Consider the following 22,601-nt stretch of genomic DNA (forward strand, 5'->3'; position numbering starts at 1 on the left):
CTAATAATTGATGACTACGGTAAACAGGCCTGTATTTTGTTCATTGTTAAAGGAGTAGTTATCCATCTGTATGTTTTTCACCCAGGCTTTCGTTTTGATCCTGGCGATCCATTCGTTTAGCGGGATGATCTTGTCGGAATGCCCCGTGAGGGTAATCTGCCCATCATGAAAGGCCACTGTTTTCTGTAGCCTGCTTTGTTCCTGGTCGACCGGGTTAACGGAAACCGCGTCCAGGGTAATGTCTTCCGGCATCAGGGCCGCCAACTGGTCCACCAGCGCGCTTTTATTGATGCCGCCATCCCATCCCAGCTCTTTCAGCAAGGCTACTTTTTGGGTGACCTGGTCCTGTACACCCTGGACGCTGATGCTGCTTTGAGTTAATTGGCTTACCTTGTCCGTTAACTGGTTATTTTCGCTATAGAGCGAGGAGAAAAGGACAAAATTGACCAACAGTAAAATAAAGAAAGCCACCAGGATCGCAGCCGCGTTTACGGTCAGTTTTTTTTTCGCCAGCAGGGTTTCCAGGCGCTGGCCGAGCTCCCGCACGCCGGCGGCGGTCGGTTGCAGGCGGTCTGCCATGACCAGTTGGAAAGCTGAGGCATAAGGGAGGAGAAGTTTCTCATGTAGCTGCTCCAGCGAGACCTTTAACGAAGCGGGTGCATGGTTATTTTCCGCATACCGGTAACTGGTCCATTCCATGCTGTCGTTGCGTTCAACACTGTGCCCGTCAAAGACCAGGCTGCTGTCATAAACATTGAGCTGGTTCTGTGCCTGCTCCAGCACGAATGGCCCAAGGCTTAATACTAATGGCGTATAACCGGCGGTTTCCAGGGCTCGGAGCCATTTGTCCGCCTCTGTCCTGCGTACGACGCTGATAAAAGATATATTTCCCGATTGGAAATGCTGGACATAGAAATCATGGATATGGGCATTTAAAAAGACTTGGCCAAAGTTATGCTCACTGAGCTCCTCGATAAGCGGGGTTTGTTTATGTAATACGCCTTTCCCGGACAAGTTAACGGCGACAGAATTACCTGAAAAATGTTTTTTCAGGTCTGTTACAGTCGTCAGTCCCATCACCTTCTTTTCGATGCTCAGCTGGTTTTTGTCAACTGATACGGCGCAGGCGTTCAACTCCGCATTCCCGTCAGCGGAGATATGGATGGCAACGCCGGTGGCTTCATTGATCCTGTAATATGGTTTCAGCATGATCTTGTAGTTAACGCATAATGATCGGCCTGATATAAATAACAGAGATCACTTTCTTGGTCGCTTTGGTTTTATTACTGAATATATATTTTAATATCGGGATTCTTGACAGGATTGGGAAGCCGGAAACATTGTCGTCCTTTTCCGTCCGCTCTATTCCGCCCAGCAGGATCATATCCTCATTATTGATCCTCATACTGGTCTCATAGCTACTGGTGGACTTCGGCGGAGGGGAGCCATCGGTGGGGATCGATGTGAAATCGGAAATATCAATTTTGATGCCTAAGGTGATCTGGTCATTGCCGGAAATGACCGGTTTAACGGAGATTTTCATATTTGCATCACTTTCGATATAGGCATTGGTCAATACAGTTGAGGAGGAGGAGGCATTGGTGGGTATAAAGCTTTGCGTGGAGTTTTTGTAATAAACCGAGTTGCCGATACTGATGGTAGCGGTATGGCCGTTCAAAGCCAGTAGCTTTGGTACGGATCTCACTTCGACATTGCCATTGGTTTCCAGGGCGCTCAGACTGACATAGAAGTTGGGTACCACATGGCCCAAGTTCACGCCGACCAGTTTTCCCACGCCGTTCAGGGCGTTATTGACCGAAGAGGAGCTAAAGGTAAAGTTCATGCCGGGCAGGATCGTGCCGCCCGTCTTCACGCTGTCGGAAACACCGGCTCCTATGCCCGTGGAGACCGACCTGCTTTTATTGATATCGATCATCGTAACCTCTACGAGTACGGATGGCACCAGCACGTCCAGCTGTTTGATGAAGTCGGCCATTTCTGCAAGATTCGCGCCGGAACCCGATAAGATTAACGTATTTTGCTCGCGGAACTCTTTGATCTCGACACTTTTTTTCCATTCGGCTGGGATCATTGCAACGACAGTGTCGATCGAGCGGTTCTGTAGCTTGATCGCCCGGAAAGTACGCAAGCCTTCCTGCTGGGCATCGCCAATCAGGTACACGCCATTGTCCGTATGAAAGGTATATTCGGTACCTTTTAAAACCAGGCTGAGAAAATCTTCATAGCTGACATCACGTACATGGATATTGATCGCCCCTTTTAATTCAGAATAGATGGAATAATTGATGTTCATTTCCTGCGAGGCCTGTTTAACCAGGTCGGCTATAGGCGTCCCTGCGGCATCGGCGGAGATCAGGTTCTGGCCGTTAACCATCCGGGTAAAGAGACCGCCCATAGGATGGCTGTTCGGGTTTTCCGTTTTAAAGGTCCTGCGCACACCGGTATGCTTGTCCCCGTTGACATAGAGCTCCTCGTTTTCATCCAGCGGCTGGAAAAGATAAAAGTTGTCATTGGTCCTAACCATTTTGATGCCGTTGGAAAAGGCGAGTTTTTCCATCGCCGTTTCAAAGGGCGCATTTTGAATAAAGGCCGATACCAGTTTGTTCTGCAAAGCATTGGGTATAATCACATTATTGCCGGAAACCTGCGTGATCTTTTTACCAACGGCTGCAAGGCTGTCGTTGTCCAGCATCATGGATATATTGCCGCTTTGCTGATCGAACTTTACAGCGATATCTTTTGCAGGTGGCTTGGCAAACTGGGCCGGATCTTGGTAAGGGGTGATGTAAATAATCGCCCCTACCGTGGTGATATCCAGGTTATATTTCTGGGCCAGCAGGACCAGTATATTTTCCGCTGTAACACCGTTGAAGGTATCGTATACCTGGAAATTAAGCTTAGGGTCAATACTAATGCTGAGCTTATTCGTTTTGGCCAACACGTTCAGATAGTCCTGTATGGAAATACCGGTCACCATTAATTGTACTTTCTGGCCGAGACCAGGCACCTCTACGACGATCGACTCCAGTCGTTGCTGGATGAGCTGTGTCCTGTCTTTATTTTGGGCGCGTGCCCGGCCTGCGAAAAAGGATAACAGCAATACCAGACTAAGCAGCGTAAAAAATTTATTCATCATCAATAATTAAGTAATAGGGGGTAGATCTCTTCGATGGAGGTTAATCCGTCGCTAAATAAATTAAAGGCATTTTCAGCCAGGGTATGTATGCCGCGTTCTTTTAACAGTTCATTTACGTTCATGTTGCCGGCCTTTATCTCGGTGGCCAGTTCCTGGTCGATCGGTATGACCTCATAAACGGCCTTGCGCCCTTTATAACCGGTAAAATGACAGGTATCGCAGCCCTTTGGGATGAAATGGTTGTCCACCTTGCTGTAGGGCTTAAATTGCCTTGGGTATAGGCCCTGGTCAAATTCCTGCTGTTCCTTGCAAGAAGGGCAGAGCAGCCTGACGAGCCGCTGCGCGACCGTCGTGTTCAGTGTACTCGCCACCAGGAAGGGCTGCACGCCCATATCGATCAGGCGGGAAACGGTACCCCAGGCGGAATTGGTGTGAATGGTGGATAGCACGAGGTGGCCCGTTAGCGCGGCCCGTATCGCCATATTGGCCGTTTCAGTATCCCTGATCTCACCCACCATGATCACATCGGGATCCTGCCGGAGAAAGGTCCGTAGCGCCGAAGCGAACCCCAGGCCGATGGATTCCTTTAACTGGACCTGGTTGATGCCTTCGAGCGTATATTCGATCGGGTCCTCTATAGTTAATACATTCCTGGTCTCCTTATTGAGCAGCTTTAAGGTCGCGTACAGCGTTGTCGTCTTCCCGGAACCGGTCGGGCCGCTGATCAGCAGGATCCCGTTGGGCATTTTGGCACCCTGTAGGTAATTCTCCAGGTCAAAATCCGAAAAGCCCAGGCTGTTAAGGTCGATCTCCGTAGCATCACTGTTCAGGAGCCGGAGCACTACTTTTTCGCCATATAGGGTAGGGAGGACGGAGACCCGGATATCAAATTGCTCGCCCTGGTGTATAAAATTGATCCGGCCATCCTGCGGCAGGCGCTTTTCCGATATATCCAGGTTGGCCTTGATCTTGATCTTATTGATCAACGCGGGGTAGTCTTCGCGTTTAAGGAGGTAACGTTCCACCATCATCCCGTCGATCCTGACCCTTACCCGGCATTTATGCTCATAGCTTTCTATATGTATATCGCTGCTTTTGAGGTTTTTGGCCTCCTGGATCAGGTTGTTTAAAAAGTCATCTGCATTATGGGTAGTATTCAGCTGCGCCGAGCTTTTGGCCGTTTCGTGTTTTAAGTAATATTTGGCCAGCAGACGGGATACCTGTGATGCAGCAATTTTTTCGAGCTGGATCTCCAGCCCGAAGATGATCTCCAGCTCAGCACCCAGGTTGTCCAGGTCGGCTGTGTCTTCACAATAAAAGAACAGGGCTCCCGCGCCGCGGCTTTTGGGTAAAATGCGGTAATGCCATGCCTGTTCCTTGCTCAGCCAGTGAATATTCTCGGTTAATAAAGTTATATCTCGGTTCAGGTCCATTGGTAAATAAAACGTAACAGCCAGTTGTCACTGACCGCATTAAAGTGGATCAACCACCAATCGCAGCTAAGGTAAATCGCCAGCATCAGCGCCTGCATGCCCGCGAGCGGGATATGCTGGTTGTTTTTTTTTGAAATAAATCTCCAGGCTGACCATAAGACCACCACTGCGAGGAGGCTCGCTATGTAAAAAAATAAATAATTTAAAATCGAAAAATAAAGAGCGATACAAACCAGGAACCAAATGTCGCCCCATCCCAGCAGTTGTAAGGTCACATTGACCACGCGTTTTTCTTTTAAAGAGAACCATGCCGTCAGCAGCAGTAGAACCAACATCAGGAACAGCAGATTGACGCTGGCGGACTCCCACAGCGCCTGGAAACCGGCCCCGTGCTTTAACCCTGCGATCAACAACGCCCCCGCCAGTAAAGGAAACAGCACCATGTGAACTTCGCGGATACTGGTATCCTCCAGGAAGATTGTCAGCAGCACCAGCAACACAATAATTTCAGAAGCTACCAACACTTAATCTTTGGTCGTTTCAGTCAGCGTTTTGTCCTGGTTGATCTCCCATACATTAAACACGCCGTTCCCGTTAAAATCTACCACAGCGGTCGCCTTGGCCGTAAAAGTCGTATTGGTCGCATCCGTGATCTCAATGCGGTAATTGGCCCTTGCATCCTTGTTGTCGGTGCTCAGGGGCTCCTGTATAAAGCCTATATCGCCAAGATCCTTCGTATATTTGGAATGTTCGTAAAAATAATTCTTTTCCAATTCCTGTACGTGAGTTAACTGTAGTTTAGCCTCGACCGTTTTGGCTTTGGTAACGATGGGTAAAAGGTTGGGCAGGGCAAGCAACACCAGTATACCGATAATGATCAATACAACTAGTATTTCAGTTAGCGTGTAGGCCTTGACCTTTCGGTTTGGCAAGTGTAGTTTAGGCTTCATTTTTAAAATGAGTTGGATTGACTAATCTAATGATTATAAACAAAATGAAAAAATTTATTTATAATTATATTAGTTGTTTTATATAGTTATAACATGCTATTTCATTTATAAAAATCGGACAACGGATGTGGTTGTCATCCCTTCTTTTCAAGCAAACTCAATTGTCAAATGCTTTTAAAACTCCCTTATTCTACAAGTTAACCAAACATAGATGAATTAATATAGCTTCGGGCATACATGGTATAGGAGATGTTGTCGGCTCCCAGATATTTTGTTGCTTTATAATTTTATTAATAGGAAAAATGGGAATAAACTTTTAATATTGTTCAGCAACCTGTTACCGGGCAATTTATTGCCAATATATCACAATTAAGCTATGAAGATTTCAAGAATTTTAAATTAATCTTTGTTTTGGTGTTTTCGTTTTTTTTACGGATGTATCGTTATGCGTCGACTTACATGTGTGCAACGGTATAGATTTAACGTTTAAAAAGAAAAGAATTGAAGCCTTTTATTTGCAGGTTTTTACCGATTGTGGCGAATTAATATTGTTATGGTTTTTACAGTAGATGGCATCTTTAAATATTTTGTTTTACGTCCCTAATCTGTTACGATGCGTTTCAGAATTACATTAATAATAATTTGTGTTTCATTAATAGGTGGTAAAGCTTTTACGCAAGATATCAATTTTACTATTTCGGATCATTTTTTTTCCGGAAGAAAAATACTAAAAGTAAAGAAAGATTTTAATGATCCTTATGTGTGGGTCTTAGGCGCAAATAATGAAGTGTTCCAAATAAATAATGTTACCAAGTCTATCGTCGATTACACAAATATTTTTGCAGGTTACAATAATTCACAATTTGTAGATATTGCCGGTCGCAGCAAAGATACTTTATTTATCGCCACTGCAAATTCGGGGCTTATTCAATGCAAAGGTGGCAAAATTAAGATTATAGGTAATGATCAAGGCATTGGTGATACCCTTTCTTCAATAGGTATTGATTATTCAAATATAGCAACCAATGCCTTCAACCTGTCGGCCCATAATAATCTAAACTTATTAGTAGCAACCAATAAGGGAACATTTAATTACAATATTGATGCGGAAACTTCATCAGCAAGTTCCGATCCTGTCCCGGCAATAGTTTTTGAGGCAACTTATAGAACTGCTATATATTCTGGTTTTTTTAACTACAGTTTTCCGGGCGATACGATAGTGTATTATAAGGTAACACAAAATAATTTAAGTAACATCCTTTTGTATACAGTATGGCAAAGTATGCATAAATATGGTAATTCTACTAATACCATATTCAAAGTTTCACCGCTTATTTATGATTATCCCTTTGAAAGTAATCTTGATATATTATGGGGAAGTCAATTTGGCCTGTTTCAGACTGATGCGGATTACAGCAATTCGGAAGCTTCACCCCACCGGCAATATCTGTCTGGCATTAAGGTAAATAAAATAACATCTATATTAGGTCTGACCACCTTTGGAAATCCCGCCGATATCACTGCCCCGGGTGACATAAAAAATAATTTACTGGTTGGTACAGATAATGGTCTTTACTTTAGTAATTCAGTTTATGATCTTCTAAACCTTCAGAATAACTTAAATCAATATACGTTTTTTCACTATGATAAACTGGGCAATGGCAGGATTAATGACATCTACGTAAATGCTGCAACGATAAATCCTGTTTGCGAAAATGGCGCATGGATTGCGACAGATAATGGACTTTATTATTTGGTACCCCAGTATGACATTTCAATTAACTCACCGCCCGTTAACGCTGTAAGTTTTAAAAACCAACCTGATTCGGTAAAGAAAGTACAGATTTGTGTTAACACATCAGTAACGGCAACTGCGAAATATGCGGGAAATATAGTTCAATGGTATAAAAATGCGAATCCACTCGCTGGAAGTACAGCTGATACTTTACTGATCGCATCAACAGGCGACTATTACGCTATCCTTACAAATTTGTGTAGTGGTTCACATGTTCAAACAAATCATGTTCAGGTTAGTGTAATTCAACAACCTGTTTTCTCGTTTAATTATCCCGAACAACTCAATTTTTGCGCCGAAAAAGCGACTACCCTGAAAGTAAAAGCTGATCAATCATACACTTACCGCTGGTTTTTTAACGATTCTTTTAATGGAATCACTTCAGATTCATGCGTAGTTAGTCAAAGCGGGAAATACCAGGTAGATGTGAGCTCGTGCGCAAATAGTTGGACTTCGTCACAGGAGGTTCAAGTCAATTTTGCCAATCTTCCTACGCCGATTGTATTTGCTGACAAAATGGAATATTGTATGGGAGAACCAGCTACGTTGAACACTAACTTAGTTGCCGATTCAAATTATAGGATTAATTGGAGCCGCGATGGGAATATCATACAGGGTGATAGTAATTTAACTAGCATAGTAACTACGATACCTGCCAGCTATGCTGTTACGGTAACTAGTAAAATTGGGGCTAATTGTATGGAAATAAGCTTGCCAACAAAAATAACTTTTAATCCGGTTCCTATTGTAAATATCAAGCAAACTGATAACTCCAACATTTGCGTTGGTCAGAGTGTGACATTGATAGCAAGTTATCTGAATGGAATATTAAAATGGTCTACGGGCGAAACTACAGACAAAATTATTGTAAATACTTCTGGAATATATACTGCTGAAGTTACTTCCCCCAGTGGATGCGTTAAAGACACGAGTGTCGATGTCCAGTTTTCGGCAAATCCCGTTTTATCAATTAAAGACACTTCTATCTGCGAAACGATAAAACAATACATTACACTCGTAGCCCCAACAGGCTTTACCAAATATTTTTGGAATGGATCAGTTGGTGACAATAGGTTTGAGGTGAAGACCCCTCAAACTGTGTCATTAATGGTAATTGACAGTAACGGTTGCCAGGCAATGCAGCAAATCAATGTAATAGATAAATGTTCAAATATATTTATTCCGAATACTTTTACGCCGAATGACGACGGTATCAATGATACCTGGGTGATATTAGGATTTGATGATGATCCAAATCTTCATATTAAAGTGTTTAATCGTTATGGAACATCAGTGTTTAAAAGTGACGGATATTATGCGCCCTGGAATGGCAACTTAAATGGAAAGAAACTTCCCTCAGGTGTGTATTATTACCTTATAGTTTCTAAAAAGAATGGTAAAACATATAGTGGTTTTGTTACAATAATTCGTTAACCTCATCATTATTATGATAATCAACAAATTTTTATAGCAGGTGTGTGTTCCTTTATGTTATCAAACGATCAGGCCTTAACAATTCCGGTCGGGTTGGTAGAAATTTTTGAAGTCAATTAATGTCGCAGACCTAAAGGCCATTGCAGAATGAAGCTAAATTATATTTCTCAGATTTATTACTCGATGTGATTAACCTAAAGGTGTTGAGATTTTATATCGTCCATTCAAGCCGTCTTTCAAAGTCAACAGCGTACTAAGCATATGGGCGCAGTAATATTAACCGCTGGATTGCTGAAGGCCTCCTTTAAGTTTCGAATAAAAAATTAACTGTTCAGAGAATGAGGAGATTCAGTTTACTTTTTTAAATTTAAAATTTTTATTTGCGATTTTAAATTAATAAATTGTACGCAGTATTCTAAAACTTAAACCGTCGCAATTATGAAAATCCTGTTCCAAGTTCCGGCAGACTGAATCGATCGCCTCATTCTCATTTCTTATCCACCCATTGTAGTAATCATATATGTGCTTTGCACTAAAACCTGTGCTTAGTTATGGCCTGTCCTGTCATCCAATTTAATCATGAAAAGAAGTATTTTATACCCCATTGCCTGTATCATAGTTAATTTAGTTGTTCTTTCTGCTGCAAAGGCGCAAATTCCGCTACCTCCTGTTAATCTGCAAAGTCCGAATGCGGCAAATCTTGGACTATATGGTGAATATCCCGTGTCTTTCTTTACCGGTGTGCCACAAATTGAAATCCCACTTTATACGCTCAAAGAAAGGGAGATAAGTGTACCTATCTCACTGAGCTATCACGCTTCAGGATTTAGGCCTGACCAGCATCCGGGCTGGGTAGGTTTAGGGTGGTCATTAAATGCAGGTGGAGTAATTACCAGGGTGGTAAATGATATACCAGATGAACAAAATACCGTGATAAATCCGAATGCCTCCCCTCTAAATAGTTCTACATGCCCCTATGCAGGTTATTTTTTTTATAATGACGAAGGAAATGCGGATGACAACAGACCACTAATGAATAGTACTAGTTGGAATAGTCAAACTAACGTCTTTAATATAGCCAATGAAACCTGTTATCTTTCGGGAATAAATAATGAACCTGTCCAGTCTGACAGTCAGCCGGATGAGTTTAGTTTTAATTTTCCAGGATACAACGGAAAGTTTTATTTACAGGCAGATGGGACTTGGTATATTTCCTGTGACCGGCCGGTTACCATAACCCCGCTGAGTGTCATTAAAAGTCAATTAATGAACGTGCCATTTAAGACGCCAACTAGTAGCCTTGTAGCTCAATGGGGATATTCTCAATCCATAAGCGGTTTTTGCATAACTACCGATGATGGGACACAATATATTTTTGGTAAAAATCCCTCATTACCAGTTACTGATACGGCTGGAATGGCAAGCGCAATTGAGTATGGTGTGGATTATTTTAATCAGAATAATGCGCAATGGGTGGCGAATTCCTGGTATTTAACCCAGATCATCAGTAAAAATCAAAACGAAAAGGTAACTTTCACTTATACACCGGATAGTTATATCAATCAACTGGCGATCAGCGTAAATTTCAATTATGGCACAAAAACCTATGTTAGTGGGGCATTTAACGCTAACGCTTGTCAAAGTACAAGTTTCTCAAGTAATATATATAGTGGACAGCTTATAAGGCCGACTTATCTGACATCTATTTCAACCAGTAACTTTAATATCCAGTTCAATAGATGTAATACTACGGAATTGTTTGTTGCAAAAAGTGTCTATGATAACACTGGATTTGCCACTTCAGGGTCATCTTCCGGAACAACAATACCACGATTACCTTTTCTTAACAGCGGTAACTTTGATTCAAGTAATTGCTCCACAGGAATTGGTGCTCAATCTGTTCAGGCAAGCAATGTACATACTAATGCGGTGCCCGGCGGTTCAGATAACTATACATCGGTTTGGAACGATCTTTTCTGGAAGCAATTAAATAATATTTCGATATACAATGGACCAATCTCCGGAACGCCGATCAAACAATTCAATTTTAGCTATTCAAGCGATCCGACAGTCAGGTTAACTTTAAATTCCCTGATAGAAGTTGGCCAGGACGGCACTGCTAAACCGCCATATCAATTTTATTATAATGGCACACCATCAGGCACTGTACCTCCGGGATATCTCGCCTGGCAAACTGACCACTGGGGATTTTGGAATAATACATCGGCATTGATTAATTATGTTTCCAATATTCCAGATACAACAGGCTATTTTAATTGGAGACAGCCTAATTCCAATGCAGGCTATGCGGCAACTTCGATGCTGAATGAGATAAAGTACCCGACTGGAGGAATTACACAATTTAGTTATGAACTTAATAAATACAGTAAGAGTGTGGCTTCCAATAGGACGCAGTTAGCAACTTATACTTCCGATTATATTGCGGGCGGGGTTAGGATAAAAAGTATCATTAGTTCAGATCCTGTTAATGCAGCCGCAACACCTTTCGAAAAGGACTATTATTATGTAACTAATTATGATAATAATTATCTGACGGCCCCGGCAAATTACTTGTCCAGCGGTAATTTGGGCGGGCAGGGACAATATACATTTGGAAGCTATTACGTAGTTAGCGGCACCGCTAATAATGGCATCACTTATATTTCCAATCTCTTTTCCTCACAATCTGTTTTGCCGGTATCTAATAATAGTATGGGCAGCCACATCGGTTACTCAGAGGTTACTGAGAGGAGAAGTGATGGCAGTTACACAAAATATTTATACACAAATTTTGATCACGCCAATGACGCGGGGCATTTGGATGAAGCGCCATTGACGACCCTTTCTCAAACACAGACTAATTACCAACCCTATATCTCTTTGGAAGAAGAACGGGGTAAAATATTAAAAGAAACAGTATATAATTCGACAGGGCATCCTGTAAAAAGTACCGCATTTACTTATACTGCTTTGAATAAGGGCAACTCGTTAGTCAAATCCATCAAAGCAAGGTCATTTACTGTTTGTCCACCGGGTACTGCTTCGAGCGTAGCCTATGCTTGTGAAGGCTCTGCTTATGGTTATTATACCTATTCCTATTTGCCTGTCAGTAAAACAACGACGATCTACGATGTAAGCGGAAATAATCCCGTTACGACGTCCGAAACCTATGCCTATGACAATCCTCTTCATCGTCAGATCACGCGTTCTTATTTGACTGATAGTAAAGGAGAAACGCTCGTAAATGTAAATATTTACCCTCAGGATTATGCTAACCCGACGGGTTTCGTTCAACAGATGATCGCAATAAATAATGTAGGTAGCCCCATTGAAAAGGTAACTTTGAGATCTACAACGGGTGCCTCACCTACCTTAAATGTGACATCCGGGTCAGTGACAGAGTACCCGGTTGCTACAGGGGATTATCCATCTACTAGCTATACACTCGACCTTGCCAATCCATTACCGTTGGCAACTACAGGTAGCACTACAAATTTTGTGTTATCTAACGTACGGTCTGTACCACTTTTAGCTACGACGGCGATGAGCACTGCAGGATCCTATGCTAGGGACAGTCATTACCGTGCGGCTGCGAGTTTCGATTACGATCATGAAAAGTTAAAGGATTTCAATATTTATACAACGCAAACGGTCGCTAATTTAAGCACTGTCTTTTTATGGGACGTGAGCCGTAGATATCCGGTCGCAGAGGTTAAAAATGCCAATTCCTCAAAAATCGCCTTTTCCAGTTTCGAGGAAGCGGAGACACCAGGTGCAACCCGGTTAAATAATCCCAATAACTGGAATATTCCGGCCGGTGTCATGAACAATACTATAACAGCAAGAACGGGCCAGTATTGCGGTTATATTACCGGAGCCACTATTTCGACTGTAGATCCAATACCCATTGGCACTTACACGGTTTCGTACTGGTCAAAAGCCGGGCCGGCAACGATTTCAGGAGGGACAGTTCAAAGTACGAAAATAGGCCCCACGTCGCCGACTGGCTGGACTTATTACGAACATACTATGCAATTAAGTAGCGCTGCTAACGTATCGGTCGCAGGAAATGCCAGTGCCCAATATATTGACGATTTACGATTGTACCCGATAGGCGCATTAATGACTTCTTATACCTACAGCCCTCTGGTAGGAATGACAAGTGCAACTGACGCAAAGAATGAGACCACGTTTTATGAATACGATAGCTTTCAGAGATTGCTCAATATTAAAGATAAGGATGGTAGCATCGTCAAGCATATGACTTATCATTACCAGGGACAATAAAAGAACAGCACCTAATCTTATCACACATGAACCACATCAGTTTTGCTCACTTATATAACCATATATACCAACATTTGTTTATTAGAAAAATAAACTATTGTTTTGCTGTTTTTTTGTTTGTCAGTACTATATTGTTCACGACCAACGCCAGCGCGCAGCATATCACCCCGGATGTTGGCATACCGACTGGTCCACCGGTAGCAGGGCAGGTAACAGGGCCTGCAACAGTTGCAGCGGGTACCGTACAGTCAGTATATACGGTCGTCAACGCTACTGGTGCTGTAACTTATTCCTGGCAATTTTCACCCGCCGCAGCAGGTACCCTTTATGGGTCGGGAAGCAGTGCAACGGTTCAATGGAGTACCGGATATAATGGTGTTGCGTCGATTGAGTGCTCTGAGTCTAATGCCTATGGTTCAATACTTGCTACTGGTCTGGCGGTACAGGTAGGTACTTCCTCTTCCTCGGCTACAATCAGTCCGGCTTCGCTGAGTATTAATTACAATACCTCACCCGGGGCAATAACGGTAATCAGCCCGGTAGATAATCTTGGAACCTATAGTTATCAGTGGCAAAGTTCGCCCAATATTCATATATTTACCAATATTGCCAATGCAACAGGGGGCAGCTTTATGCCAACGGCGCTGACCTCGACAACTTATTACCGTGTCGTAGTGACAAACAACAACACTGACGCGGTAACTAATAGTAACCTTTCACTTATAACAGTTTACCCGCAACTCGTCGCGGGCGCTATCAGTCCATCAACACAGACGATTAATTATAATACTGCGCCTGTCTTTACGCAAACCTCGCCCACCGGGGGCAATGGTACCTATAGTTATCAATGGTACAGCTTAACGGGCACCGGGAGCTGGACACTTATACCCGGTGCAACGTCTGCAACTTATACTTCACCAGCGCTTACAACAACAACTTCTTTTGAACGACTCGACAATAGTAATGGTGTAAGCCTTCCGACAAATACAGCGATAGTAACTGTTTCACCGCCTCCATTCGGTCCTGGAACTATCGCTCCGGCAACCCAAACTGTGCTGGTCGGTACGACTATCCCTACATTAACAGGTACTTCTGCAATAGGTGGTACCGGAACTTATGTTTATCAGTGGCAGAGCTCGCCGGACAATACAACATGGACACCAATAACCTTGAATGGGACAGGTGTCAATTACAGCCCTGGCAACGCGACCATTGTAGGTACGGTGTATTACAGGCGAGCAGTGACTAATAGCGGATCAACGTTGTATACGACTTCTGTCACCGTTACTACAGCTAGTTGCCTCCCCCTCAATACAGCTGCGTCGTCGGCTTATAATTATATCACCACAAATACTCTCCGGAACGGAAACATAACAACAATTACTGATGCACAAATAGCAGCTATGACTGTCTGCGGCGTCAATCAAACCATTCAATATATCGACGGACTCGGACGCGCCCTGCAAACTGTTCAAGTCAAGGCAAGCCCCGGTGAAAGGGACATAGTCACTCCTGTAGTGTATGACCCTGAGGACCGTGAAGCAATGAAATATTTGCCCTATGTTGCTATGACTGCCTCAAGTAATGGTAGTTATAAAAGTACTGCGATCACAGATCAGGCTTCATTTTATAATGTTTCGACCGCCGCTTCCTGGAATGCGCCAGGCGTTGTGACCATGGCCGCTGTAAATGGTACAGTGCCCTCTTTTGCTCAGTCGGGTTATGAATCCTCGCCGCTGGACCGTATAGTCGAACAGGGTGAGGCCGGTGCTACGTGGCAGCTTCCCGGATCAGGCGATGCCAACAGCGCTGGTCGTACTGTAAGAACTTTATATGCGACAAATGATCAGACCAGTACATTTTCCAGCACGGCTGCATCTACCAATCTAGGTAGCAAGATAGTGGCCTTGTACACGACCACGATCAATCCAACGACGTTGAAGCAACAACTGGTACGGACGAGTTCAGCGACGTATGGCCCGGGCCAGTTACTATTGACGATCACTAGGGATGAAAACTGGACATCGGCTATGGGTTGCGTAGGTACCTCCGAGGAATATAAAGACAAAGAGGGACATATTGTACTTAAACGAACCTATAACCAAGTGGGGACGACAGTTCAGATGCTATCGACCTATTACGTATATGATGATTTGGGTAACCTGGCGTTTGTTCTGACGCCACAGTCCGGCGCAGACGCGACTGCACCTTCACAAACAATATTGGACAATTTATGCTATCAATATTACTATGATCAGCGGAACCGACTGATAGAGAAGAAACTTCCGGGTAAGGGATGGGAATTTATAGTCTACAACAACCTCGATCAGGTCGTAATGACCCAGGATGCAGTCCAACGCGGAAAGCCTGTACAGCAATGGACCTTTACGAAATATGACGCATTGGGTCGGATAATTATCACTGGCATTTATACATATGCGGGCAGTAGCGCAGATAACAATATCACCGCACCGTCAATCACGGAACTGCAGTCATTAATCAGTACTTATGCAAATACCGCATTGCCGCTATGGGAAGGCCGCCTGGCGGGAACTACTAGTTTGTACGATGGATCCAGTTACCCAACCGGGCAAAGTTATCCTTTTTTGAAAATTAATTATTATGACGACTATAGTTTTACTGGTCAACCAACTGGTTTTAATACGGCACCAGCAGGTGCAGGAGTTTTAACCAAAGGTTCACTGACAGGGAGTAAAATAATGGTGCTCAATACCATAGGGGCCGGTACGCCGGATATGCTATGGTCAGAAATTTATTACGACGATTGGGGTAGAATAGCAGGAACCTACAAACAGCGTTATTTTGGTGGCTTGCTTAGCCCTTATAATTATGATGCGGTAACCAATGGCTACGATTTTACAAATGATCTGATATCATCACAAAGGTTGTATTATACCAATGTGAGTAATGCCGCATCATTAGTTTTGACAGATTTGACCGCTTATAACTATGATCAGGAAGGAAGAAGGACAACTGCCTCGGAACAATTAAAGAATGGCGCCAATGCTCCTGATGTAAATATTCAACTGTCGAAAGTGGTCTACAATGAACTTGGTCAGATGCTGAATAAACAACTGCATACAGTAGGAACCGCCAATCCTTTCGAAACAGTCACCTACGGATATAACGAACGTGGCTGGCTGATCAACGCCAGCTCGCCCCACTTTTCGGAACAGCTGCAGTATGATAAAAACACCGTTAACCCTACCCTGGTCACCAGTTTTACACCGCAATACAACGGCAATATCAGCACGCAGCTGTGGACATCGAATGGTGGATCTCAACAGTACTACGCTTATCTTTATGACAACCTGAACCGCCTGACCAGCGGAATTGGCTCCAATGGCTACAGCGAACAGGGAATTCTTTATGATCAGAACGGCAATATCAGCAACCTGCAGCGCAGCTGGGCCAGTGCTACCATTGACCAACTGACCTACAGCTATCTGGTAGGGGGGCTTCCCACTAACCAGCTGCAGTCGGTACAGGATATCAACGCAGATGCGAGCGTAAATGGTTACAAGAGTGGCACCTTTACATATGGCTATGACGCAAATGGAAACGTAATCCAGGATAACTCCCGGGGAAGGGCAGTTACCACTACCAACATCCTAAACCTGCCGCAGTTAAGCAGCATTACCGGCGGTACGGTAACGATCACTTATGATGCTAATGGCGAAAAGTTGCGGAAAGTATCCGTTGTGAACAGTGTCACTACCACCACGGATTATATCGACGGGATAGAATATGATAACGGAGTAATGGCTTTTATTCAAACGGATGAAGGCAGAGCTATCCCTCCGACAAGCGGTAGTAGTTATGACTATCAATATAATCTGACGGACCATCTGGGAAATATCAGGTTGACTTTCGACACCAAATCAGGGGCCGCAAGCATGATTCAATCCGATGACTATTATCCATTTGGAATGGATATCAATCATGGGGCAACTAACCCTAAAAATAACTACCTTTACAATGGCAAAGAACTTCAAGAAGAATTAGGTGTCTATGACTATGGTCACCGAATGTACGATCCAGTAATAGCAAGATGGACAACCATTGACCCAATGGCGGAAAAAGGTAGAAGATGGTCACCTTATGTTTATGGGTTTGATAATTCTATAAGATTTGAAGACCCGGATGGCCAGTGGCCGGATTGGTTAGATAATGCAGTAAAACAAGCAAAAAGTAGTTATAATAATGCTGTAGCTACAACGAAAGCTGTTTATAATACAGCTGTATCAGCCACCAAAAGCGCTTATAATCAAACTGCAACCGCAGTTGTTAAAGCAGGGGTAGCAACGCAAAAGTGGACTACCGATCATAAAGAAGCACTTTTAAGCACAGCAAAAAGCATGCAGGAGACAGGCGATAAAACGGCTGCTGCGGGTGCGGTTATGGCAATTGCTGGGGCACCTGTAGCGGGAGTTGGAGCAGCGCCGGGAGCCGCAGTTGCAACTTCAGGTGCAATAGTATCTGGCGTAGGCACACTTCTCGAAGTAGGGGTTGAATTAATAACAGGTGATGATAAAAAAGCTGCTGTTACAGTTACCAACGAGGCTGTAAATAGAGGGTTGGAAAAGTTAGGGGAGAAAGCACTCGACGATGCAATGCCGGGAGCATCAGAGTTATCGAAGGTGATGGCTGGCGGACTAAATAGCCTTATGTTGCAAGGTGTTAAAAGCCAAACAGATAAAGTGGTAGATAAGTATAAAGAAAGTTTAGATAAAAAGAAAGAAAAGTAGTATGGATTTGCAACGTTTTTTTTGGGGAATCGCTTTTTTTATTGGAGGACTACTTATGTTGTTTTACATTATAAGGAAGAAGCCAGCTTCTGAAAAAACCAACTGGCAAGGGCAATGGATAAGTCAATATATTCATTTTTGGATAACTGCGATTATGGGTATAATTGTTGGGTTAGTTTTTATTATAGAATCACTTGCCAGGTAATTAAATAATTGATCATATGACACTTAGTATATTTCTTAGTTTTTTTTCTTCTCTTTTGCTGATTTTTATAGGTATTATACTCAAAGTTTCAACAGATGAAAAGTGGCGACCATATAAAAAATATTGGTTGTGGTTAATCATCTTTGGTTCACTTTTACTTCTTTTAAAAGTTTATAAATACCTATTGTAAGTTGTAGTATAAAATTGATTGATAGCTATAATGGTGTTTCAACAAAGCCCGGCCATGCCGGGCTTTGTTGTCATTAAGGCTATCTGTTTAGCTGTATATACAACTATCTGACTATCTGTTAAGGTGTTTGTTTTTATAGTTGCAAGTTGTGTTTTTGGGTACCCCAAAAACTTACTTGCCCTACCGCCAGTTGGCGGTAAGGGATTGGTCGGCCTGCGCAACTTGGCCGCCCCTAAACCCCGCTTTGCACTTGTATAAAACAACGGCCAGCTTGTAAAGAACAAACCTGATGGGTTCGGCACGGTATAAATGGGCTTTTACTTTGCTGCCTGGTAACACTCAAAACCGGGCTTGCAATGAACAGGATATTATATGTAGCCCGTAAAGCCAAAGGCTTAACGGAGCAAAAGATGGCAGCTTTTTTAGAAGTTGATGAAACCACCTATAAAGAAATAGAATTGTGTTTAGCCGATATATCGGCAGCGCAGGGTATAAAGCTTGGCAAATTGTTTGATCTGCCGCCGGATTACTTCCTGGTAAACGAAGAAATGGCCAGCCAAAGACGTTTAAAGGTTATCCAACAGGCCACCGAATTAGTGAGCCAAAAAGAGTTTGCAGAAGTGCCGCCCGGCACCCATATCCTTATTGCAAAATTGGGGATGCATGCCATTCTTACTATTCAGGAGTTAAATACCGTACTGCTTCAACTTCATGAAACGACTATGGAAAATGAAGCGATCCGTAAAATGTATAAGCTAAAATAACCGGCTTGTTATTTACCTGCTTTCAGCAGTTCAACCTTTTCACGTTCGCTTTGCAGCAAACGTTCATAAAGCTTTTTGTTCTCCTCAATTACTTCGAGCAGCTTATCCATCGGGTTAAAGTTGAGGGTACAGTTATTGTTAACAGAACCTGCATTATCATGCAGTGTACTTGAAATGATATTGATCACGGCTTCTTCGCTAAAGTTCTTAATGGCTTCGGCAGTAACGCCCAACACCTGGGCGATCTGTTGCAGCTTGTCTTCCTCTACGGTTTCGCTTTGCTCAATCCGGGAAATTGACTGCTGGCTAACGCCCAATTCAGAAGCCAAAAACTCTTGTTTGATGCCACGCAATTCTCTTATGCGCCCTATCTTTCTGCCGATGTGGATTGTCTCTGCCATAGTCTGAAAATATTAATGGGAATAAGCTTTTTTGTTTTTAAAGTCCCTAATAAGCGCATCAAGGGTTATGTAAATATGATCCTTGTCCTTATCGGTAAGTTTAGTTACTTCCTGTACCCTGTCAAGGGTGTTTTTATCCAGTTCAATATCGGAGTTACCAGCGAGGTAATCTAATGATACTTCCAGAGCCTGGGCGATCTTTACCGCCATTTCTATGGTAGGCCTCACTTCGCCACGTTCATATCTTCCGTAGGCATCCCCATTGATACCAATCTTTTTACCAGTCTCCGCCTGGGATAGATTCTTCCTTTTTCTCACCAGTGTTAAACGTTCCCCGAAAGTCATATTTGTATGATTTAATGCACCTAAATGTGTGATTATGTAAAGATATAAACAAAACTTGTAGGATAAAAATCATCAATGTTTGTTTTAGTCATACAGGTTTTATAGTTTTACGGCAAGTTTGTAGGATTTCAGAAATGTAAAAATAAATTTCAATGGAAATAGAAGACATCAAAACGCAGCTATTAATGAAGTCGGTATTACAGCATTACCAGTTGTACCCTGACAAGCAAGCCCGTTTATGCTGCCCGTTCCATGAAGATAAAACGCCGAGTTTGCAGGTGTACTACAAAACGCAGACGGCGTACTGTTTCAGCAGCAATTGCAGCACCCACGGCAAGAGTATGGACGTGATCGACTTTATTATGCACAAGGAAAACCTGACCAAGCACGAGGCCATAGAAAAAGCGGTGCAGCTGATCGGCGGCCACAACACCGGTAACCAGGCGCAGCAGTTAACCAAGCAAGCGGTACTCACCAAAATGTTCAGCTACTTTAAAAATGCGGTGCATAACAGCAAGCCAGCGCAGGAATACCTGCAAAGCCGTAGCCTTGACTTTAAGCAAACGGAGGTCGGCTATAATGCAGGGCAGTACCACCACGGCACCAGGAAAGACGAAGCCCTGATCAAAAGCTGCATAGCAGTGGGCTTGCTACAGGACAGCGGGAATAAAAGCAAAACTGGTGAAGCCGCTTATAACGTTTTCGGCAAATGGTGCGTGGTATTCGGGCTGAAAGACAAAGACGGGCATATCGCAGGCCTTTACTTTAGAAGCACCTTAAACGACAAGGAAAGCAAACACTTTTACCTGAAAGACCGGGCAGGCCTGTACCCGGCTTACCCGAAACCTGATACCAAAAAGCTGATATTGACCGAAGCCATCATTGATGCGGCCACGCTGTTACAAATCCCGCAGATCTCCGCAGCTTACAGCGTACTTTCCTGTTACGGCACCAATGGCCTGACCGATGAACATATAAAAGCGATCAAAGGCTTAACAGACCTGGAAGAAGTGATCTTCTTCTTTGACGGCGACCAGGCAGGCACGGCAGCGGTAAAAAAGTACGGCAAATCCTTATCCGAATTATTACCAAATACAAAAATAACAGCGGTACAAACGCCGGAGGGCGAAGACATCAATAGCCTGGCACAGGGGCATGAAGCGGAAATGTTAATCCACCTGCTCGATGAAAGAGCGGAGCAAAAACCCAAAAGCGGCCAGGTTCTTTTTTCAACTGAAAAAAATGACGAAGTCGTTATCAGCCCTGCAACCCCGGCCTTAGATTGCAGTAACCCCCACCAAATCAAATTCACGACCGCCACCGCCAAATATTACGTGCAGGGCGGGCTAAAAAAAGAACTGGACAGCTTAAAAATAACGCTTGCGATAGAAAACCCGGCTTTGCCCTACCTGAAAAGCCGCTTAAAATACGACCTGTATAATGACAAGGATGTGGAGCGCAACACGAAAGAGGCCGCCGATAAACTGAACTTACGGGCAGACTTATTACAAACAGACATCAGCCTGTTGACCGACCTGCTGGAAGCGGAACGGGATAAACAAGTTACAAAATCTAACGAAAACCCCACCGGGGCACCGGCATACCAAATGAACGAAGAAAGCAAAAAGAAGTGCCTGGACTTCTTAAACAAACCCGGCCTTATCCAAAATATCAACGCACTGATCGGCAAGGCAGGCGTAACAGGCGAGGAAACCAACCGTATCTTTTTATACTGCATCGCATCCAGCTACAAAATGAACGATACGCTGCACGCCCTGGTACAGGGCAGCAGCGGCAGCGGTAAAACGCACCTGATTATCAAAATAGCGGGGCTGATGCCGCCGGAAGATGTAACCGCATTGACCAGGGTAACGGAAAGCAGCTTTTATAATTATGGGGAGTATGAACTCTCGCATACGCTGTTATGCTTTGAAGACCTGGACGGCATGAAAGAAGAAGCCTTGTTAGCCCTGCGGGAGCTGATGAGCCGGGAGGTGCTGACCAGCAGCACCAGCATCAAGGACGAAAGCGGCAACATCCGGGCGGCGGTAAAAACAGTAAGAGGGCCGATAGCCAGTTTGTCGGCCACCACCAAAGGCGAAATCTACGAGGATAATATGGGCAGGGCTTTTTTGATCGCCGTTGACGAAAGCAAGGCACAGACCCAAAAGATCATCCAATATCAGAACGATAAGGCGGCAGGCCTGACCGATACCGGCAAAGAAAAAGACATCAAAGCTTTTCTGCAAAATTGTATCAGGTTACTAAAACCTTACGAGGTCATTAACCCCTACGCCAACAAAATACAGCTGCCCGATGAAGCCCATAAAATACGGCGGCTCAACGAGCTGTACCAGGCCTTTGTCAAACAGGTTACTTTATTAAACCAGTACCAGCGAAACAAAGACGATAAAGGCAGGCTGATCGCAGAAAAGGAAGACCTGAAAACCGCCTGCGACATCATGTTTGAAAGCATATTGTTAAAAGTGGACGAACTGGACGGGAGTTTAAGGCAATACTTCGAGCAGGTAAAAAGCTATATCAGCGGCAAGGGCAAAGACCACGAGTTTACCCGGATAGAGTTAAGGCAGCAGCTTAAAATGGGCAAGACCCTGCAACATAACTATATGAGCAAGCTGTTATCCTTAGAATACATCCGGCAAAGCGGCGGGCATATCAACCGGGGTTTTCATTACAAAATAACCCATTGGGACGATATGTCCGCATTAAGGGCAAGGCTAAAAGAGCAACTGGCCAGCCAGCTGCAAAACCTGTAAAAGACTGGCGTTCACAAACAGGTGAACGCCAGCGTGAACACTTAAAGTATTGATAATAAAAGCTTTTACCCCTGGCGTTCACTGTTTCTCAAAA

General features: G+C 43.7%; 13 protein-coding genes. 5 read left to right on the top strand and 8 right to left on the bottom strand.

Going from position 1 to position 22,601, the window contains the following annotated elements:
* The 5 genes from BLU33_RS23525 to BLU33_RS23545 are packed head-to-tail and all read right to left on the bottom strand — an operon-like array spanning position 1 to position 5,540.
* Entirely contained in the window at positions 1 to 1,209 is a 1,209-nt protein-coding gene (locus BLU33_RS23525; RefSeq protein ID WP_091379268.1) for a hypothetical protein, read from the bottom strand.
* Between the two features lie 10 nt (positions 1,210 to 1,219).
* Complete coding sequence (locus tag BLU33_RS23530) at positions 1,220 to 3,157, bottom strand: type II secretion system protein GspD (protein ID WP_091379271.1); 1,938 nt, start codon at positions 3,155 to 3,157, stop codon at positions 1,220 to 1,222.
* Entirely contained in the window at positions 3,157 to 4,590 is a 1,434-nt protein-coding gene (locus BLU33_RS23535; protein ID WP_091379274.1) for a GspE/PulE family protein, read from the bottom strand. The genes BLU33_RS23530 and BLU33_RS23535 overlap by 1 nt, the downstream gene beginning before the upstream one ends.
* Positions 4,581 to 5,111, bottom strand: coding sequence for a hypothetical protein (locus BLU33_RS23540; protein WP_091379277.1), 531 nt, complete (start codon positions 5,109 to 5,111; stop codon positions 4,581 to 4,583). Before BLU33_RS23540 ends, BLU33_RS23535 begins: the two co-directional genes overlap by 10 nt.
* Before the next feature lie 3 nt (positions 5,112 to 5,114).
* Complete coding sequence (locus BLU33_RS23545; protein WP_091379281.1) at positions 5,115 to 5,540, bottom strand: type IV pilin protein; 426 nt, start codon at positions 5,538 to 5,540, stop codon at positions 5,115 to 5,117.
* 613 nt (positions 5,541 to 6,153) lie between these two features.
* On the opposite strand from BLU33_RS23545, the gene BLU33_RS23550 reads away from it, so the two are divergent.
* From BLU33_RS23550 to BLU33_RS23560, 3 genes are all read left to right on the top strand, one after another.
* Complete coding sequence (locus tag BLU33_RS23550; protein ID WP_091379284.1) at positions 6,154 to 8,769, top strand: gliding motility-associated C-terminal domain-containing protein; 2,616 nt, start codon at positions 6,154 to 6,156, stop codon at positions 8,767 to 8,769.
* A 579-nt stretch (positions 8,770 to 9,348) separates the two neighbouring features.
* The gene (locus tag BLU33_RS23555) at positions 9,349 to 13,056 is read left to right on the top strand and encodes an RHS repeat domain-containing protein (RefSeq protein WP_091379287.1); all 3,708 of its coding nucleotides are present in this window, start codon (positions 9,349 to 9,351) and stop codon (positions 13,054 to 13,056) included.
* 26 nt (positions 13,057 to 13,082) lie between these two features.
* The gene (locus BLU33_RS23560; protein WP_091379290.1) at positions 13,083 to 17,825 is read left to right on the top strand and encodes a DUF6443 domain-containing protein; all 4,743 of its coding nucleotides are present in this window, start codon (positions 13,083 to 13,085) and stop codon (positions 17,823 to 17,825) included.
* A gap of 433 nt (positions 17,826 to 18,258) precedes the next feature.
* On the opposite strand, the gene BLU33_RS23570 is transcribed toward BLU33_RS23560, so the two are convergent.
* The gene (locus BLU33_RS23570) at positions 18,259 to 18,522 is read right to left on the bottom strand and encodes a hypothetical protein (protein WP_091379295.1); all 264 of its coding nucleotides are present in this window, start codon (positions 18,520 to 18,522) and stop codon (positions 18,259 to 18,261) included.
* Between the two features lie 54 nt (positions 18,523 to 18,576).
* Between BLU33_RS23570 and BLU33_RS23575 the strand changes: the two genes are divergently transcribed.
* Entirely contained in the window at positions 18,577 to 18,984 is a 408-nt protein-coding gene (locus BLU33_RS23575; protein WP_091379298.1) for a hypothetical protein, read from the top strand.
* 8 nt (positions 18,985 to 18,992) lie between these two features.
* On the opposite strand, the gene BLU33_RS23580 is transcribed toward BLU33_RS23575, so the two are convergent.
* Positions 18,993 to 19,385, bottom strand: coding sequence for a helix-turn-helix domain-containing protein (locus tag BLU33_RS23580; RefSeq protein WP_091379300.1), 393 nt, complete (start codon positions 19,383 to 19,385; stop codon positions 18,993 to 18,995).
* Between the two features lie 12 nt (positions 19,386 to 19,397).
* Positions 19,398 to 19,730: a helix-turn-helix domain-containing protein gene (locus BLU33_RS23585; RefSeq protein WP_091379303.1), complete on the bottom strand. Its 333-nt coding sequence runs from the start codon at positions 19,728 to 19,730 to the stop codon at positions 19,398 to 19,400.
* Between the two features lie 152 nt (positions 19,731 to 19,882).
* Here BLU33_RS23585 and BLU33_RS23590 point away from each other — a divergent pair, with 152 nt between their 5' ends.
* Positions 19,883 to 22,507 carry a CHC2 zinc finger domain-containing protein gene (locus BLU33_RS23590; protein ID WP_091379306.1) on the top strand — a complete coding sequence of 875 codons (2,625 nt, stop codon included), beginning with the start codon at positions 19,883 to 19,885 and terminating at the stop codon, positions 22,505 to 22,507.
* Positions 22,508 to 22,601: the final 94 nt, after the last annotated feature.

This window comes from Mucilaginibacter mallensis (assembly GCF_900105165.1).
Classification (GTDB): Bacteria; Bacteroidota; Bacteroidia; order Sphingobacteriales; family Sphingobacteriaceae; genus Mucilaginibacter; species Mucilaginibacter mallensis.

Bases quoted from the DNA above. Each gene is read 5' to 3' on its own strand.
- BLU33_RS23555 (WP_091379287.1), top strand. From the start codon at position 9,349: ATGAAAAGAAGTATTTTATACCCCATTGCCTGTATCATAGTTAATTTA.
- BLU33_RS23545 (WP_091379281.1), bottom strand. From the start codon at position 5,540: ATGAAGCCTAAACTACACTTGCCAAACCGAAAGGTCAAGGCCTACACG.
- BLU33_RS23530 (WP_091379271.1), bottom strand. From the start codon at position 3,157: ATGATGAATAAATTTTTTACGCTGCTTAGTCTGGTATTGCTGTTATCC.
- BLU33_RS23580 (WP_091379300.1), bottom strand. From the start codon at position 19,385: ATGGCAGAGACAATCCACATCGGCAGAAAGATAGGGCGCATAAGAGAA.
- BLU33_RS23590 (WP_091379306.1), top strand. From the start codon at position 19,883: ATGGAAATAGAAGACATCAAAACGCAGCTATTAATGAAGTCGGTATTA.
- BLU33_RS23550 (WP_091379284.1), top strand. From the start codon at position 6,154: ATGCGTTTCAGAATTACATTAATAATAATTTGTGTTTCATTAATAGGT.
- BLU33_RS23535 (WP_091379274.1), bottom strand. From the start codon at position 4,590: ATGGACCTGAACCGAGATATAACTTTATTAACCGAGAATATTCACTGG.
- BLU33_RS23575 (WP_091379298.1), top strand. From the start codon at position 18,577: ATGAACAGGATATTATATGTAGCCCGTAAAGCCAAAGGCTTAACGGAG.
- BLU33_RS23585 (WP_091379303.1), bottom strand. From the start codon at position 19,730: ATGACTTTCGGGGAACGTTTAACACTGGTGAGAAAAAGGAAGAATCTA.
- BLU33_RS23560 (WP_091379290.1), top strand. From the start codon at position 13,083: ATGAACCACATCAGTTTTGCTCACTTATATAACCATATATACCAACAT.
- BLU33_RS23525 (WP_091379268.1), bottom strand. From the start codon at position 1,209: ATGCTGAAACCATATTACAGGATCAATGAAGCCACCGGCGTTGCCATC.